The organism is Microbacterium sp. K36 (assembly GCF_004794355.1).
Classification (GTDB): domain Bacteria; phylum Actinomycetota; class Actinomycetes; order Actinomycetales; family Microbacteriaceae; genus Microbacterium; species Microbacterium paraoxydans_D.
Map to the genome: position 1 here is coordinate 31666 of NZ_SSDN01000054.1, position 14338 is coordinate 46003.

14 protein-coding genes are annotated in these 14338 nt (G+C 71.0%); 5 read left to right on the top strand and 9 right to left on the bottom strand.

Annotated elements, in window-relative coordinates; translation table 11 throughout:
- Window positions 1-16 precede the first annotated feature (16 nt).
- The 3 genes from DW296_RS04700 to DW296_RS04710 all read right to left on the bottom strand — a co-directional run bounded on the left by DW296_RS04700 (window position 17) and on the right by DW296_RS04710 (window position 2236).
- Window positions 17-664: a GntR family transcriptional regulator gene (locus DW296_RS04700; RefSeq protein WP_060921379.1), complete on the bottom strand. Its 648-nt coding sequence runs from the start codon at window positions 662-664 to the stop codon at window positions 17-19.
- A 120-nt stretch (window positions 665-784) separates the two neighbouring features.
- A complete protein-coding gene (locus DW296_RS04705) occupies window positions 785-1807 on the bottom strand; it encodes an NADP-dependent oxidoreductase (protein ID WP_136051296.1) in 1023 nt (340 codons plus the stop codon).
- A 39-nt stretch (window positions 1808-1846) separates the two neighbouring features.
- Window positions 1847-2236: a DUF1304 domain-containing protein gene (locus DW296_RS04710; RefSeq protein ID WP_136051297.1), complete on the bottom strand. Its 390-nt coding sequence runs from the start codon at window positions 2234-2236 to the stop codon at window positions 1847-1849.
- A gap of 99 nt (window positions 2237-2335) precedes the next feature.
- Here DW296_RS04710 and DW296_RS04715 point away from each other — a divergent pair, with 99 nt between their 5' ends.
- On the top strand, window positions 2336-2929 hold the full coding sequence (locus DW296_RS04715) for a TetR/AcrR family transcriptional regulator (RefSeq protein WP_136051298.1): 594 nt from the start codon (window positions 2336-2338) through the stop codon (window positions 2927-2929).
- A 60-nt stretch (window positions 2930-2989) separates the two neighbouring features.
- Here DW296_RS04715 and DW296_RS04720 read toward each other — a convergent pair whose 3' ends face one another.
- Window positions 2990-4036 carry an NAD(P)-dependent alcohol dehydrogenase gene (locus DW296_RS04720; protein WP_136051299.1) on the bottom strand — a complete coding sequence of 349 codons (1047 nt, stop codon included), beginning with the start codon at window positions 4034-4036 and terminating at the stop codon, window positions 2990-2992.
- 261 nt (window positions 4037-4297) lie between these two features.
- Between DW296_RS04720 and DW296_RS04725 the strand changes: the two genes are divergently transcribed.
- The 3 genes from DW296_RS04725 to hrpB all read left to right on the top strand — a co-directional run bounded on the left by DW296_RS04725 (window position 4298) and on the right by hrpB (window position 9252).
- Entirely contained in the window at window positions 4298-4726 is a 429-nt protein-coding gene (locus DW296_RS04725) for a MarR family winged helix-turn-helix transcriptional regulator (RefSeq protein WP_025104537.1), read from the top strand.
- A gap of 171 nt (window positions 4727-4897) precedes the next feature.
- Window positions 4898-6499 (top strand): SPFH domain-containing protein, encoded by a 1602-nt coding sequence (locus DW296_RS04730; protein ID WP_136051300.1) that lies wholly within the window; start codon window positions 4898-4900, stop codon window positions 6497-6499.
- Between the two features lie 197 nt (window positions 6500-6696).
- Window positions 6697-9252, top strand: a complete 2556-nt coding sequence (gene hrpB, locus DW296_RS04735; protein ID WP_136051301.1) for an ATP-dependent helicase HrpB — start codon at window positions 6697-6699, stop codon at window positions 9250-9252.
- Window positions 9253-9273: 21 nt separating this feature from the next.
- Here the strand turns inward: hrpB and DW296_RS04740 are convergent, their stop codons facing one another.
- From DW296_RS04740 to DW296_RS04760, 5 genes are all read right to left on the bottom strand, one after another.
- Entirely contained in the window at window positions 9274-10008 is a 735-nt protein-coding gene (locus DW296_RS04740; protein ID WP_136051302.1) for an ABC transporter permease, read from the bottom strand.
- Entirely contained in the window at window positions 10005-10790 is a 786-nt protein-coding gene (locus DW296_RS04745; protein WP_136051303.1) for an ABC transporter ATP-binding protein, read from the bottom strand. Before DW296_RS04745 ends, DW296_RS04740 begins: the two co-directional genes overlap by 4 nt.
- 147 nt (window positions 10791-10937) lie before the next feature.
- A complete protein-coding gene (locus DW296_RS04750; RefSeq protein ID WP_136051304.1) occupies window positions 10938-11534 on the bottom strand; it encodes a TetR/AcrR family transcriptional regulator in 597 nt (198 codons plus the stop codon).
- A 10-nt stretch (window positions 11535-11544) separates the two neighbouring features.
- Complete coding sequence (locus tag DW296_RS04755) at window positions 11545-12285, bottom strand: AAA family ATPase (RefSeq protein ID WP_136051305.1); 741 nt, start codon at window positions 12283-12285, stop codon at window positions 11545-11547.
- A 104-nt stretch (window positions 12286-12389) separates the two neighbouring features.
- Window positions 12390-13883, bottom strand: coding sequence for an L-serine ammonia-lyase, iron-sulfur-dependent, subunit alpha (locus DW296_RS04760; protein WP_136051306.1), 1494 nt, complete (start codon window positions 13881-13883; stop codon window positions 12390-12392).
- Between the two features lie 136 nt (window positions 13884-14019).
- On the opposite strand from DW296_RS04760, the gene DW296_RS04765 reads away from it, so the two are divergent.
- The gene (locus tag DW296_RS04765; RefSeq protein ID WP_136051307.1) at window positions 14020-14292 is read left to right on the top strand and encodes a hypothetical protein; all 273 of its coding nucleotides are present in this window, start codon (window positions 14020-14022) and stop codon (window positions 14290-14292) included.
- The last annotated feature ends 46 nt before the right edge of the window (window positions 14293-14338 follow it).

Below are 14338 nucleotides of genomic sequence, written 5' to 3' on the forward strand. Positions count from 1 at the left end.
GTTCGTCAGCGGTCGATCACTCCGAGATCTCGGCGAGTCCTGACTGCTCGGCCCGATCGATGATCGCCGGGAGCGTCTCGTCGAAGAAGGTCACCAGCACGGCACGGGTCTTGACCGCGTCGCGCTCCGACGTCGCCTCGCGGATCGCGCCGACGAACTCCTCGACGGCGGACCAGTCCACGGCGTCCTTCGCGTGCTGGGTGAACCGGCGGATCTGCGGGCCGAGGCGCTCGATGGAGTTGGCGCGCGTGGCGTTGCCCTCGATCCGGGCGAAACCCGTCGCCGCGCTGCGGAGGGCCGCGCCGAACGCGATGATGTCCCGCGCCTGCACCGACGCCGCCATGTCGTCGGCAAGCTCGACGAGGTAGGCCACGTCGTCGTCCTGGATCACCGGCATGACGTGACGGACCGAGCCGATCCAGATGTCGCCGAACAGGTCGACGGCGTTGCGCACCCGCTCCAGATCGATCGGAGCCACACGGGTGTACCGGTTGCGCTGCATCTCGACGAGGCCGTTGTCGGCCAGGCGGTCGAGGGCGTGACGGATCGGCGTCTTCGAGGTGCCGAGGCGTTCGGCGAGCTCGTAGTCGCGCAGGCGCTCGCCGGGCTGGAGTTCGCCGCTGATGATCGCATCCTGCAGGCGCACGAAAGCCTCGTCGCTCATCGACCGGCGTTCGAGGGGGCCGCCAGAGAGTGTCACACTGCCTCCAGTGGGGGTCATGGAGAGTGAAGTTCTACGTCTCAAGCAATATATCTCAAATGCACTGGCGGCCCGCTTCGGACGTCAGGCGGAGGGCGTGACGCGCACGAGCATCTTCCCCGTGTTGGCTCCGCGCATCATGTCGAGGAACGCGTCGACCGTGTTCTCGATCCCGTCGACGATGGTCTCGTCGTAGGCGATCCGCCCTTCCGCGAACCAGCGGGTCATCTTCTCGCTGAACTCCGGCGACAGGTGCAGGTACGCGGCCAGCGTGAAGCCCTGGAGACGGAGCGCGCGCGTGATGATGTTCGCCATGTTGTCGGGCCCGGGCACGCGCTCGGTGGTGTTGTAGCTGGTGATGGCGCCGCACAGCGCGATCCGGCCACCGTCGTTCATCACGTCGAGCGCGGCTTCGAGGTGGTCGCCGCCGACGTTGTCGAAAAACACGTCGACACCCTCGGGCGCGAGGGCGGCGAGCTGCTCGCGCACCGGGCCGTCCTTGTAGTTGAATGCCGCGTCGTAGCCGTACTTCTCGGTCAGCAGGGCGACCTTCTCGGGCGAGCCCGCCGAGCCGATGACGCGGCCCGCGCCGAGGAGCTTGGCGATCTGACCGACAGCCGTGCCGACGGCACCGGCGGCGCCGGAGACGAACACGGTGTCGCCCGGGGCGAGTCCGGCGATCGCGGTGAGACCGACGTAGGCGGTCAGGCCGGTCATGCCGAGGATGTGCAGGCGCAGCGACAGCGGCATGCCCGGCACTTCGGGCACGGCGCGGAAGGTCGACGCGTCCGCCTGCACGACATCGCTCCAGCCGTGCTGGTGCAGCACGACCGTGCCGACGGGGAGGTCATCCGCCGCAGAGGCGACGACCCGGCCGATGGCGCCACCCGCGATGACCTCGTCGAGGGCGTAGGGGGCGACGTAGCTGCGGACGTCGTTCATCCGCCCGCGCATGTAGGGGTCGACGGAGACGAACTCGTTCGCCACGCGCACCTCCCCCGGCGCCGGACCGCTCAGCTCGACCTCGACGGTGCGGAAGTCGTCGTGGGTCGGCCACCCCTCGGGGCGGCGGGCGAGCTGGATCTGGGTGCTGATGGCGTGGGACATTTCTCTCCTTCGTGAGGATCTGGGGGGCTGCGGCCGGGCTCAGACGAGGAGGCCGATGGCGAGCGCGATGACGCCGAGCGCCGGGATGACGCCCTGCTTCAGGGCGGCGGACGCCTTGTCGGGACTCGACAGCAGCAGCACGAGGCTCGCGGCGACCATCGATCCGGTGCCGGTGAAGACGAGGGTCGCGCCGACGGCCGTCGCCCCCGTGGCGAAGAGGACGATGCCGAGGAGGACGGCGATCGCGAGGAACAGGTTGTAGAAGCCCTGGTTGAAGGCGAGCTCCTTCTGTCGTGCGGCCTCCTCCGTCGTGCCGGTGCCGAACGTGCGGCGAGCGCGCGCGCTGGTCCAGGCGAACGACTCCAGCCAGAAGATGTAGACGTGCACGAGCGCCGCGACGCCGGTGAGCACGAGTCCTGCGATGACCATGGCGGTCCCCCCTTCGACGCGGCGGGGCCGCGCATTCTGTATCGGTCGTTCCAATATATACTGGATCAAGCGATTCACAAAAGAGCGGGAGCAGGGCGGATGGGGCGCACACAAACCTTCGACACCGCAGAGGCGGTCCGCGCGGCACGAGGCGTGTTCTGGGAGCGCGGCTTCGAGAGCGCGCCCTTGCCGGAGCTCGAGCGCGCGACCGGCCTCAGCCGCTCCAGCATCTATCACGCCTTCGGCTCCAAACGCGGACTCTTCGACGCCGCCGTCGAGAGCTACCTGGACGAGGTCATCCGCCCGCGCCTCGCCCCGTTGACGGGCGAGGTCGTGGCACCGGAGGCCCTGGAGACCTATCTCGGCGGACTGCGTGCAGCCCTGCTGACGACAGGCAGCCTCCCGGCGACGAGCGGCTGCCTGCTGGTCAACACCGCTGCCGCCCCCATCGGCACCGACGACGCGGTCGCCCGGGTCGTGGCGTCCTATCGCGCGGAGCTCCGCGCAGCGTTCGCCCGCGGCATCCAGGCCGCTCTCCCCGAGCTGGCGGGAACGGAGGTCGACACCCTGGCGGACGCCTGTACGGGTCTGGTGGTCTCCGCCTTCGCCCTCGTGCGCGTGGCCCCCGACGCGTCGGCGAGCGCGATCGATGCGGCGCTCGCCCTCCTCGCCGACCGGCGACGCCGCGGCTGAGGGCGCACCGAAACGACGAACGCCCGGGAGACGATCCCTCCCGGGCGTTCGGGGCCGGTGTCAGGGGACGATGACGGCGCGTCCGCGGATGCTGTTCGACGCAAGGTCTTCGTATGCCTTCGGGCCGTCGTCGAGCGTGTAGCTCTCGGTCTGGACGTGGATCTTGCCGGCGCGGGCGAGGTCCAGCACCTCGATCAGCTCGGCGCGCGAGCCCCAGTAGGGGATGCGCACGGCCGCGTCATAGGCGATCGAGCCGAAGCCGAGGGTCATGCTGCCTCCGCCGATGCCCACGATCGTGATGTCGGCCTCGAGCGCGGCCACGCTCTGCGCCAGGGCGATCGTCGGGTTCGCGCCGACGAAGTCGAACACCGCATTCGCGCCGAGACCGCCGGTGAGCTCGCGGATCTTCTCGGCCGCCGATGCGTCGCTGATCAGCGCGTGATCCGCGCCGACCTCGGTGGCGAGCTTCAGCTTCTCGTCGTTCACGTCCAGCGCGATGACCGTGGCACCCGAGATGGCCTTGAGGATCTGGATGCCGACGTGGCCGAGCCCGCCGGTGCCGATCACGACGGCGACTGTGCCGGCGCCGAGCTTCGGAAGCGAGTTCTTGATCGCGTGGTACGGGGTGAGCCCCGCGTCGGTCAGCGAGACGTTCTGCACGGGGTCGAGGTCCCCGAGCGGCACGAGGTGGCGCGCATCGTCGACGATCATGTACTCGGCCATCGACCCCTGGCTGCCCAGGCCAGGAGGACGGATGCCCTCGGCCGCGGCGTTCGTGCAGTAGTTCTCCTTGCCCATCGAGCAGTTGTGGCAGCGGCCACAGCCCCACGGCCCGTAGACGGCCACGGCATCCCCGACCTTCAGGGTCGAGTCGACACCCTCGCCGATCTCATGCACGATGCCGGCGCCTTCATGCCCGAGCGTCAGCGGGAGCGGATAGCCCTGCTCGTGGTAGTCCTTCTCGGGGAGCCCCATGACGTAGTCGTCGGAGTGGCAGACACCACCCGCGGTGATCTTGAGCAGGACCTGTCCGGGGCCGGGCTTCGGAATCGGGATGTCGACGACCACCGGGGGCTTGCCGATCTCGACGTAGCGGAGAGCTTTCATGAGCATCTTCTTCCTGGCGTTCGAGAGGTCTGCCGCGCGGTGCGGAGGCGGGGGCTCTCGAAACCGTCCCCTCCAGTATCCGCCCGATTCATCGTGATCAAACCGTTGCATTCGTTACCTCGCCGTTATACAGTGATCGCACGGTGAATGTTTGCTGTGGCATCCACCGCATGTGATTGCAGGACACTCTTGGTGCAAGGGACAAGGGCCGGTCGGGAGCCTCTCCGACCGGCCCTTTACTGCGCCCGGTACTCTGTGAGGATGACCGATCGGAAGCTCGCGCTGGAGGCCTGGGAAAGCCTCTTCCGCGCGCAGCACGAACTGTTCACCGAGATGGCGGCGGACTTCGACACCGGCGATATCACGCAGGCCGAGTACGACGTGCTGCTCACTGTCACGCGCTCGCCGGAGATGACCGCCCGCCTGCGCGACATCACCGCCAACATGCTCATCAGCCAGCCGAGCGTCTCCCGCCTCGTCGACCGGATGGTGACCCGGGGGCTGGTCGCGAAATGCGCCGACCCGGACGACGGCCGCGGCGCCCTGATCCGCGCGACGGACGAAGGCGCCCGGGCGTTCCGTGCACTCGCGACGGTGCACGGCCGGTCGATCGCCGACCGGATGTCACGCCTCGACGACGAGGAGCTGCGTCTGCTGCGCGACCTCGCGGAGAAGCTCCGCACCCGCTGATCCGCACGCTCCTCCACAGTCGCCGCGGTCGGTGACGTCTCCACCGACGACGGGATCATGACGCCCCGACGGTGGCGGGCTTCGCTTTTCTGGCAGGGTGGGTTGCGCACGCCCACATCGACTGTGGGCATATCGGACCGCCCCCTCGGGGGGGAACCAGGGAGGTCATCCATGGAGATCGCCGGAATCATCGGCATCCTCACCATCGTCGGGATCGCGGTCGTCGCCGCGATCGTCGTCCTGCTGATCCTGCTGCTGTTCGCACGCAGCTGGATCAAGGTCGCTCGTGCCGACGAAGCGCTCGTCATCTCCGGACGCAAGCAGAAGGTGCAGCGTGCCGTCATCGGCGCCGACGGCACCAGCAGCTCGGAGATGTCGGAATCGCCCGTCACGGTCATCGTGAACGGGAAGTCGCTCGTCAACCCGATCACCCAGCGCCACGAGATCATCTCCCTCCGGTCGCGGCAGGTGTCGCTCAACGCCGAGGCGCAGTCGCTCGACAACGTGACCCTCAACGTCGACGGCGTCGCGATCGTGAAGATCGGCTCCGACCCGCTGCTGGTGCGCCGGGCCGCCGAGCGCTTCGCCTCCCAGGACAAGGCCATCGAGCAGTTCACCACCGAGCAGCTCGAGGGTGCCCTGCGCGGCATCGTCGCGACGCTCTCCGTCGTGGAGCTCATGCGGGAGCGCAAGAAGTTCTCCGACCAGATCGCCGCCGACGTCTCCCAGGAGCTCGCCGAGCAGGGCCTCATCCTCGACTCCTTCCAGATCAAGGGCATCACCGACAAGGTCGGCTACATCCAGTCCCTCGGTGCCCCGGAGATCCAGGCGAAGCGCCAGGCCGCGGAGATCTCGCAGACCAACGCCGACCGCGCGATCAACCAGAAGAACATCGCCAACCAGGAGGCGAACCTCGTCGAGCAGACCGCGCTCGACACGAACACCGCCAATGCCAACGCCGGCATCGGCCGCGCGCGTGCCGAGGCGGAGCAGGCCGAGCAGCTCGCCCGCGCCCAGGCCGAGCAGGCCGTGCTGCAGCAGCAGGCCGAGAACAAGCAGGCGCAGCTCGACGCCGACGTCAAGCGCGTCGCGGACGCGCAGCGGTACGAGGCCGAGACCCGCGCCCAGGCCGAGCTCTACACGCGCGAGCGCGCGGCCGAGGCGGCGGCGATCGAGCAGGTCAAGCAGGCCGAGGCGCGCACGCGCATCGCCGAGCAGCAGGCGCAGGCCGACAAGGCGCGCGCCGACGGTGAGGCGGCGGCCGCGATCGCGAAGGCCACCGGTGACGCCGACGCGCTGCGCGCCCAGGCGGAGGCGGAAGCCGAAGCCCGTCGTTTGCGCGCCAACGCCGAGGCCGAGGCGATCCGCGCCGAGGGTGAGGCCCGAGCAGCCGCGGTCGAGGCCGAGGCCAAGGCCATCGCCTCCAACCAGGACGCCTTCCTCTCGCAGCGCGTGCTGGAAGTGCTGCCGTCGATCATGTCGGAGTTCGCCAAGGGCTACGCCGCGATCGGCAGCGTCTCGATCGTCGGCGGGTCCGCCGAGGACGGCGCGTCGAACGTCGTCGGCGCCGACAGCGCGAAGGCGATGCGCTCGGTCTTCGACAGCGTGCACTCCGCGACCGGCCTCGACCTCGCCGGGATCATCCAGGGGCAGGCCGTCGGCCGCGGTTTCGGAGCGGGCGTCGCCGAAGCATCGACTCCCCCGCCCGCACCCCGCGTCTCGACGCCGACCACCCCGCCGCCGCCCGCTCCCGCGGCTCCCGACGCGGAGTAAGCAGCACAGGACAGCGGATGCCGCGACCGACACGGTCGCGGCATCCGCTGTCTGTCGTCGGGCACCGCCTCCGCCGGTTCACAACTCAGGAGATCGGCAGGGACGGACGCGGCGATCCCTCTCTGTGCTCCGAATCCCCCCGCATCTCCTGAGTTGTGAACGGCTCCGGGCGTCGATCGACCGGGCAGACTGGACGGGTGACCCGCGCTGCCTTCGACCTCACCGCCATCGGCGACGGTCTGTCCTTCGCGGGCGCGCTCGACGAGCTCTCCGCAGCCCTCGACGCGAGCGGATCCGTGGTCGTGACCGCGCCGCCCGGCACGGGCAAGACGACTCTCGTTCCACCGCTTCTCGCCTCACGAAGCACTGGTCGCGTGATCGTCACCCAGCCGCGCCGGGTCGCCGCGCGCGCCGCCGCCCGCCGGCTCGCACAGCTCGACGGCTCCCCGCTCGGCTCCCGGGTGGGCTTCACCGTCCGCGGCGAGCGCGCCGCCGGGCCCGACACCAGGGTCGAGTTCGTCACAGCCGGAGTCCTGCTGAGACGGATGCTCGACGACCCGGGACTCGACGGCGTGAGTGCGGTCATCATCGACGAGGTGCACGAGCGTGCCCTCGAGACCGACCTCCTCATCGGCCTGCTCTCGGAGGTGCGCGAGCTGCGAGATGACCTCGTCGTCATCGCGATGTCCGCCACCCTCGACGCCGACCGGATCGCCGCGGTCATCGGCACCGAGGAGGCTCCCGCGCCGATCGTCGACCACGATGTCCCGGCGTTCCCCCTCACCGAACGCTGGGCACCGAGTCCCCTGCCCCGCCTCGACGAGCGGGGTGTCACCCGGGGATTCCTCGACCACCTCGCCGGCGTCACCGCATCCGCAGCCGCCGAGCTGGTCCATGCGGACCCCGAAGCCGACGTGCTGGTCTTCGCCCCCGGGGCCCGCGAGGTGTCGGAGATCGCCCGACGCGTCCGCTCGCTGGACGGCACCTTCGACGTGCGGGAGCTGCACGGCCAGATCTCCCCCGCGGAGCAGGACGCCGTGATCCGCGGTCGGGCGCCGCAAGAGCCTCCCCGCATCATCGTCACCACCTCCCTCGCCGAGTCGTCTCTCACGGTGCCAGGGGTGCGGATGGTCGTGGACAGCTGCCTGGCACGGCAGCCGCAGCGCGACGCCGCCCGCGGGATGACCGGTCTGGTCACCACCGCCGCCTCCCGCTCCTCCTGTGTGCAGCGTGCCGGACGCGCGACCCGCCAGGGCCCCGGCACCGTCATCCGCTGCGTCGACGAGCGCACGTACGCTGCGGCTCCCGCGCGTCCCTCCCCGGAGATCGCCACGGCCGACCTCACCGACGCCGCCCTCCTCCTCGCGTGCTGGGGTGCGCCGGGCGGTGCGGGCCTGCGCATGATCGAACCGCTGCGAGCCGACCGCCTCGCCGAGGCCGTCGCCGTGCTCCGCGCTCTCGGGGCGATCGACGACGACGGTCGAGCGACGGAAGAAGGCCGTGCGCTGGCACGCATCCCCACGGATCCGCGGCTGGCCAGAGCGCTGCGGGACGGCGGTCCCGTGGTGGGGAGCCGGCTCGCGGCCGAGGTCGTGGCTCTTCTCGGCGGGGACCAGCGCGTCCCGGACGCCGACGTCGCCCACGCTCTCGTCGCGTTGCGCGGAGAGGGCACGGCCGAGGCCCGGCGGTGGCGCGAGGACGCGCGCCGTCTGGAACGCCTGGTCGCTCCGGCACCGGACACCCGCGCCGGTCTCGACGGCGTCGGTCTCCTCATCGCGCTGGCCTTCCCCGAGCGCGTCGCTCACCGTGTCGAACGCACCGGGTCGGGAGCGACCTTCCTGCTGGCCTCCGGCACCCGGGCCGGCGTCAGCGGCGCTCTGGCCGCGTCGGAATGGCTCGCCGTGGCCGACGTCACCCGAGCCGCGTCCCGGGCGGCAGCCGGCTCCGGTGCGGTCATCCGCTCCGCAGCGGTGCTCACCGAGGAGCAGATGGAGCGTGCGTCGGGCCCTCTGATGACCGACCGTGTCGAGGCCGAGTTCGTCGGAGGTCGGGTGCAGGCCCGCCGCGAACGCCGGATCGGTGCGATCCTGCGGTCATCGGTGCCGGTGCGCGCCGCGGCCTCGGAAGGCCGGGATGCCGTGGGCCGAGCACTCCGACGCGACGGCCTCGGCATGTTCGCGTGGTCCGACGGCGCGGATGCCCTGCGGCGCCGTCTCGCACTGCTGCGACGGGAGCTCGGCGATCCCTGGCCCGACGTGTCGGACGCGGGTCTGCTCCAATCCCTCGACGCATGGCTGGCACCGGAGCTCGACGCGCTGGCATCCGACACCCCCATCGGCCGACTGGACCTCACGTCCGCCCTTCGCCGCCTGTTGCCCTGGCCCGAAGCGGCGCACCTCGATGCGCTCGCCCCGGAACGGCTCGAGGTGCCCAGCGGTTCCCGCGTGCGCATCACCTACCCGGAACCCGACGGGGATCCGACCGCACGCCCGGTCGTCGCGGTGAAGCTGCAGGAGTGCTTCGGGTGGGCGGAGACCCCCCGGCTGGTGGACGGCCGCGTCCCCGTGCTCTTCCATCTGCTGTCCCCGGCAGGGCGTCCGCTCGCCGTCACAGACGACCTCGCCTCCTTCTGGTCCGGCCCCTACGCCCAGGTGCGCGCCGAGATGCGCGGCCGCTACCCCCGGCACCCCTGGCCCGAGGACCCCTGGGCCGCGGCGCCGACGAAGCACACCAAGAACCGCGCCGCCCGCTGACCCGCGCTCCCGGATCGCTGCTCAGCGCGTGCGCCGCCGCAGCGTGAGGGCAGCGAGCACCAGAGCACCGACGGCGAAGGCCACGACGACGAGCAGCGGGCCGAACACGTCCCACCCCTCGTCCCCCGCCGCGACCGCGTTGATCGTGTCGATCGCGTAGCTCAGCGGCAGCCAGTCGGAGATGGCGTACAGCACGTCGGGCATCTGGTCCCGCGGCATGAACAGACCGCCGAGGATGATCTGCGGGAACACCAGCAACGGCATGAACTGCACCGCCTGGAACTCGGTCTGGGCGAACGCGCTCGCCAGGAGCCCCAGCGCCGTGCCGAGCAGGGCATCGACCACCGCGACGAGACCCAGCTGCCACAGCGGCCCGTCCACGTCGAGCCCGCAGACCCCGACCGCGAACGCGACCGTGATCACCGCCTGCAGCACCGCCATCAGCCCGAACGCGAGCGCGTACCCGAGGATGAAGTCGGCCTTCTCGAGCGGCGTGGTCATCAGCCGTTCGAGCGTGCCGGAACGACGCTCCCGCAGGGTGGTGATCGACGTGATGAGGAACATCACGATGAACGGGAACAGCGCCAGGATCGCACCGCCGAACTGATCGAACACACCGTCCTGCTCGCTGAACAGCCAGGCGAAGAGACCGACGAGCAGGCTCGGGGCGATGAGCATCAGGGCGATGGACCGCGGGTCGTGCCGCAGTTGCGTGAGCACACGGCCGGCGGTCGCGAACAGCCGGCGGCCGTTCATGTCCCGTCCTCCTCCTGGCGTTCCTGCGCTTCTCGGCGTGCGCGCCGAGAGAACGCGGCGCCGGCGGCCCTGTCCCGTTCGATCAGCGCCAGGAACGCGGCCTCGGCGTCGGTCGTGCCGGTGTCGGCGAGCAGGGACGACGGCGTGGTGTCGGCGATGATCCTCCCCTCCCGCATCAGCAGCAGCCGATCGCAGCGCACCGCCTCGTCCATCACGTGGCTCGACACGATGAGCGTGACGCCCCGGTCGGCCAGCCTGCGGAACAGGGTCCAGAGCTCTGCGCGCAGCACAGGGTCGAGCCCGACCGTCGGCTCGTCCAGCACGATGAGCTCCGGGGAACCGATCAGGGCCATCGCGAGCGACACCCGCGTCGCCTGGCCGCCGCTCAGCGCGTCGACGAGTTGCGCCGCCTGCGCGCCGAGGCCCACCTCCTGGATGACCCGGTCGACGTCACCCTTCGGCGCCTTCAGAAGCGACGCGAAGTAGGCGAGATTCTGCCGCACGCTGAGATCGCCGTAGACCGAGGCGCCCTGCGTGCCGTATGCGACACGGTGCCGGAGCCGGCGGGACCCGGCCGGCTGGCCGAGAACGGTGACGTCGCCGGAGGCGATCCGCTGCACACCGACGATCGACCGCATGAGCGTGGTCTTGCCGCACCCCGAGGGGCCGAGGAGACCCGTGATCTGGCCGCGGGGCACGGCGAGGTCGATGCCGTCGAACACGGACACGGCCCCACGCCGCACGCGGAGCTGCGTGATCTCGACGGCCGCATTATTCATCATGCGATGAATTATGCGCCTCCCCTCGTCGGGCGTCAACGGCTCTCGGGCGGGCACGGCTTCGGGGCGCCGGATCGACACGCCGCCGGCGGCCCGTGCCGTCCGGCGCGGCGCCCGAGATCTCCGAAGGTGTGCCCGCCGCGGGGAGGGTCAGTCGAAGAGGTAGCGCTGGACGGTGGGGCCGACGCGGCGGACGAGCTCGTCGACGGAGGCGCCGGCGAGCGCGGGAAGCTGCAGGACGTAGCGGCCGATGAGCATGCCGGCCATCTGCGACGCGACGAGTGCGGCGCGGAGGTCGGCGTCCTGCACATCGAGGCGGCGCGCCACACGGGAGAGCAGTTCGCGGGAGAGGAACCCGGCGAGCAAGGGCGTCGTCAGTCTGCTCCCTATCGCCGTGCGCAGGAGGAGCACGCCGCGGCGGCGCACGTCGGGCTTCTCGAAGGCATCGAGCACGTAGCGGACGAGCCGCGCCCCCGCCTCGGCCTTCGGCCCCGCGAGGATCTCCGGGACGTCGAGGTCGGGGCGCAACGGGATCCCGGCGGCCTCGGCGAACAGGTCGGCCTTGGTGCCGAAGTAGTGGTGGACAAGCGCGGAGTCGACTCCGGCGCGGGCGGCGATCGATCGCACGGTCGCGCCGTCGTACCCCTGCGCACCGAACTCGTCGACGGCGGCGGACACGATGCGCTCGCGGGAGTCGGTGCCGCCGCGCGGGCGCCCGCGTCGTCTCGGCGCCTGCTGCTCGGTCATGCCCGTCAGCCTACGGCTCCGCGGATCCTCGCTCACCGAGCAGATGCCGAAGATACCGCTGCGGCTGCCCGAGGAACGAGCGCCAGTGGTTCACGATCTCGAGGTCCTCCCAGGCGGCCGGGCGGATCCCCCACTCCCCGACCTCCAGGATGGCGGCGCCCGGAAGCGCCGCAAGCACCGGGGAGTGCGTGGCGCACAGCACCTGGCCGCCCTCGTCGGCGATGCGCTGCAGCACGGCGATCAGCGTGAGAGTCGAATGGAACGACAGCGCGGCCTCCGGCTCGTCCAGGCAGTAGAACCCCGGATCATCGAAGCGGCTGTCGAGCAGGGCGAGGAACGACTCCCCGTGGCTCATCTCGTGGAAGGGCACATCGCCGCGGAGGGAGGGGTTCTCCTCGAGATATGTGTAGAACGAATGCATCGTCTCCGCCCGGAGGAAGAACCCCCAGCGGTGCGCCCCGACGCCCCGTTGGAGGCGCAGCCAGTCCGACAACGGCGACTCGCTCGGGCGTGTCCGGTGGTGAGCCTGGCGGGATCCGCCTTCCGGCGAGAGACCGTAGGCGATCGCGACGCCCTCGACGAGGGTGGACTTCCCGCTGCCGTTCTCGCCGACGAGGAAGGTCACTCCCGGTCCCAGATCCAGTCCCTCGCGCAGCACCTGGGCGACCGCGGGGATGTTCGACGGCCACGTCCCATCCGGAATCGGCGCCTCCTCGTTCGGCCGCACCGCGACGACCGGCTGCTGCCGCATGCGCCTCTCCCTCCTCCGTCGAGCCACCCCTCTGTGTGCCTGCCCCCCCCTTTCCGTGCGCACACAACGGGCCGGGGCGCGCGAAAGGGGGTGGGTCGGCGAGGTCAGCACTCGATGACGTTCACCGCCAGACCGCCCTCGCTGGTCTCCTTGTACTTCGTCGACATGTCGAGACCCGTCTGCCGCATCGTCTCGACGACGGCATCCAGCGAGACGTAGTGGCTGCCGTCGCCCCGGAGCGCCAGGCGGGCGGCGGTGACGGCGGTCGAGGCGGCGATCGCGTTGCGCTCGATGCACGGGATCTGCACGAGTCCCCCGATCGGGTCGCACGTGAGGCCGAGGTGGTGTTCCATCGCGATCTCGGCCGCGTTCTCGATCTGCCGGTTCGTGCCGCCCATCACCGCGGTGAGCCCGCCCGCGGCCATCGCGCACGCGGAGCCGACCTCGGCCTGGCACCCGCCTTCGGCGCCGGAGATCGAGGCATTGGCCTTGAACAGCGAACCGAGCGCGGTGGCCGTCAACAGGAACCTGCGGATGCCCCGGCGGCGGTTCGCCTCGGCGATCTCCTCATCCGCCCCATCGAGCGCGGGAGGGGACGGCGGGGCGCCGTCGAACCCGAGCAGCGCACTGCCGACGAGCTCCCCGTACGGCGTCACCGCGTTCCCGGCGCCGAGTCCCGAGTCGGCGAGGAAGCGCCACCAGTACATCGCCACCGCGGGAAGGATGCCCGCCGCGCCGTTGGTCGGTGCCGTCACGACGCGACCACCCGCCGCGTTCTCCTCGTTCACGGCGAGTGCGAACGCGCCGAGCCACTCGCCGGGCAGCTCGCGGTGCCCGTCGGCTTCGACCGCCTCGAGCTGCGCGCGGATCGTGCCGGCGCGGCGCTTGACCTGGAGCATGCCCGGAAGGACGCCGTCGGCGTGCAGACCGGCGTCCACACAACCCGACATCGCATCCCAGATCGCGTCGAGGCCGGCGGCGACCTCCTCCTCGCTCCGCAGCGCGGTCTCGTTGCGGCGGGCGACCTCGGCGATGGACAGTCCGAGGTCATCGCACACCGCGAGGAGCGAGGCGGCATCGGCGTAGGGATGCGGGAAGGCGCCGGTCGCGAGGTGCGCCTCCTCCCCCTCGCGCCGGATGAAACCGCCGCCGATCGAGTAGTACGTCTGCTCGAACAGGGTGATCCCGTCGCCGTCGCGGGCGATGAGCGTCATGGCGTTCGGGTGTCCGGGGAGTCGGGTCCGAGGCGCGAACACGATGTCGTCCTTCCGGAACGGCACCGCATGGGCGCCGTCGATCCGCAGCGGCTCCCCCTCGGGGTAGGCGGACCAAGCCGTGCGGACGTCCGCCGGGTCACACGTCTCGGGCGCGAGACCGCGGAGCCCCGCGACCACCGCGTCCGGGGTGCCGTGGCCGATCCCGGTGGCGCCGAGCGAGCCGTACAGCGTGCACTCGACGCGGCCGACGCGGTCGAGCTCGCCGGAGGCGGAGAGCTGCCGCGCGAAGTCGAGCGCGGCGCGCATCGGTCCGACGGTGTGCGAGCTGGACGGGCCGACGCCGATGGAGAAGAGGTCGAAGGCCGAGACGTACGCAGTCACCCCTCCAGGCTACGCCGAGTTCGGGATTCCGGTTCACCGCGATTAACCGCGCGGCCGGCGGGTCCGCGTCAAGGCCCTTCATCTCCCGGAGAGTCGGAGGCAGGCTGTGGGGACGACATCGCAGAAAGGGACGATCATGACCGACAGCACTCCCGAACCGACCGCGAACGACGAGCTCTCGCCCGAGGCGCAGACCCCCACCCCGACCCCGGCCTCCGACACCACGGAGGGTGAGGCGACGACGCCGGCGCAGGCGGACTCCCCCGAGGACGCGGACCCTGCCGAGGTGCCGAGCACCGAGGAGCTGGAAGAGCCCAGCACCGAGAAGTCCCCCGGCGAGGAGCCGAAGGCCCCGAAGCGCGACGACCCCGAGCCTGACCACGAGGCGGTCGGCCTCGGCGTCGACTGAGCCCTCCGCGAGACCCCGCACTACCGTCGAGACCCCGCCCTGCAGA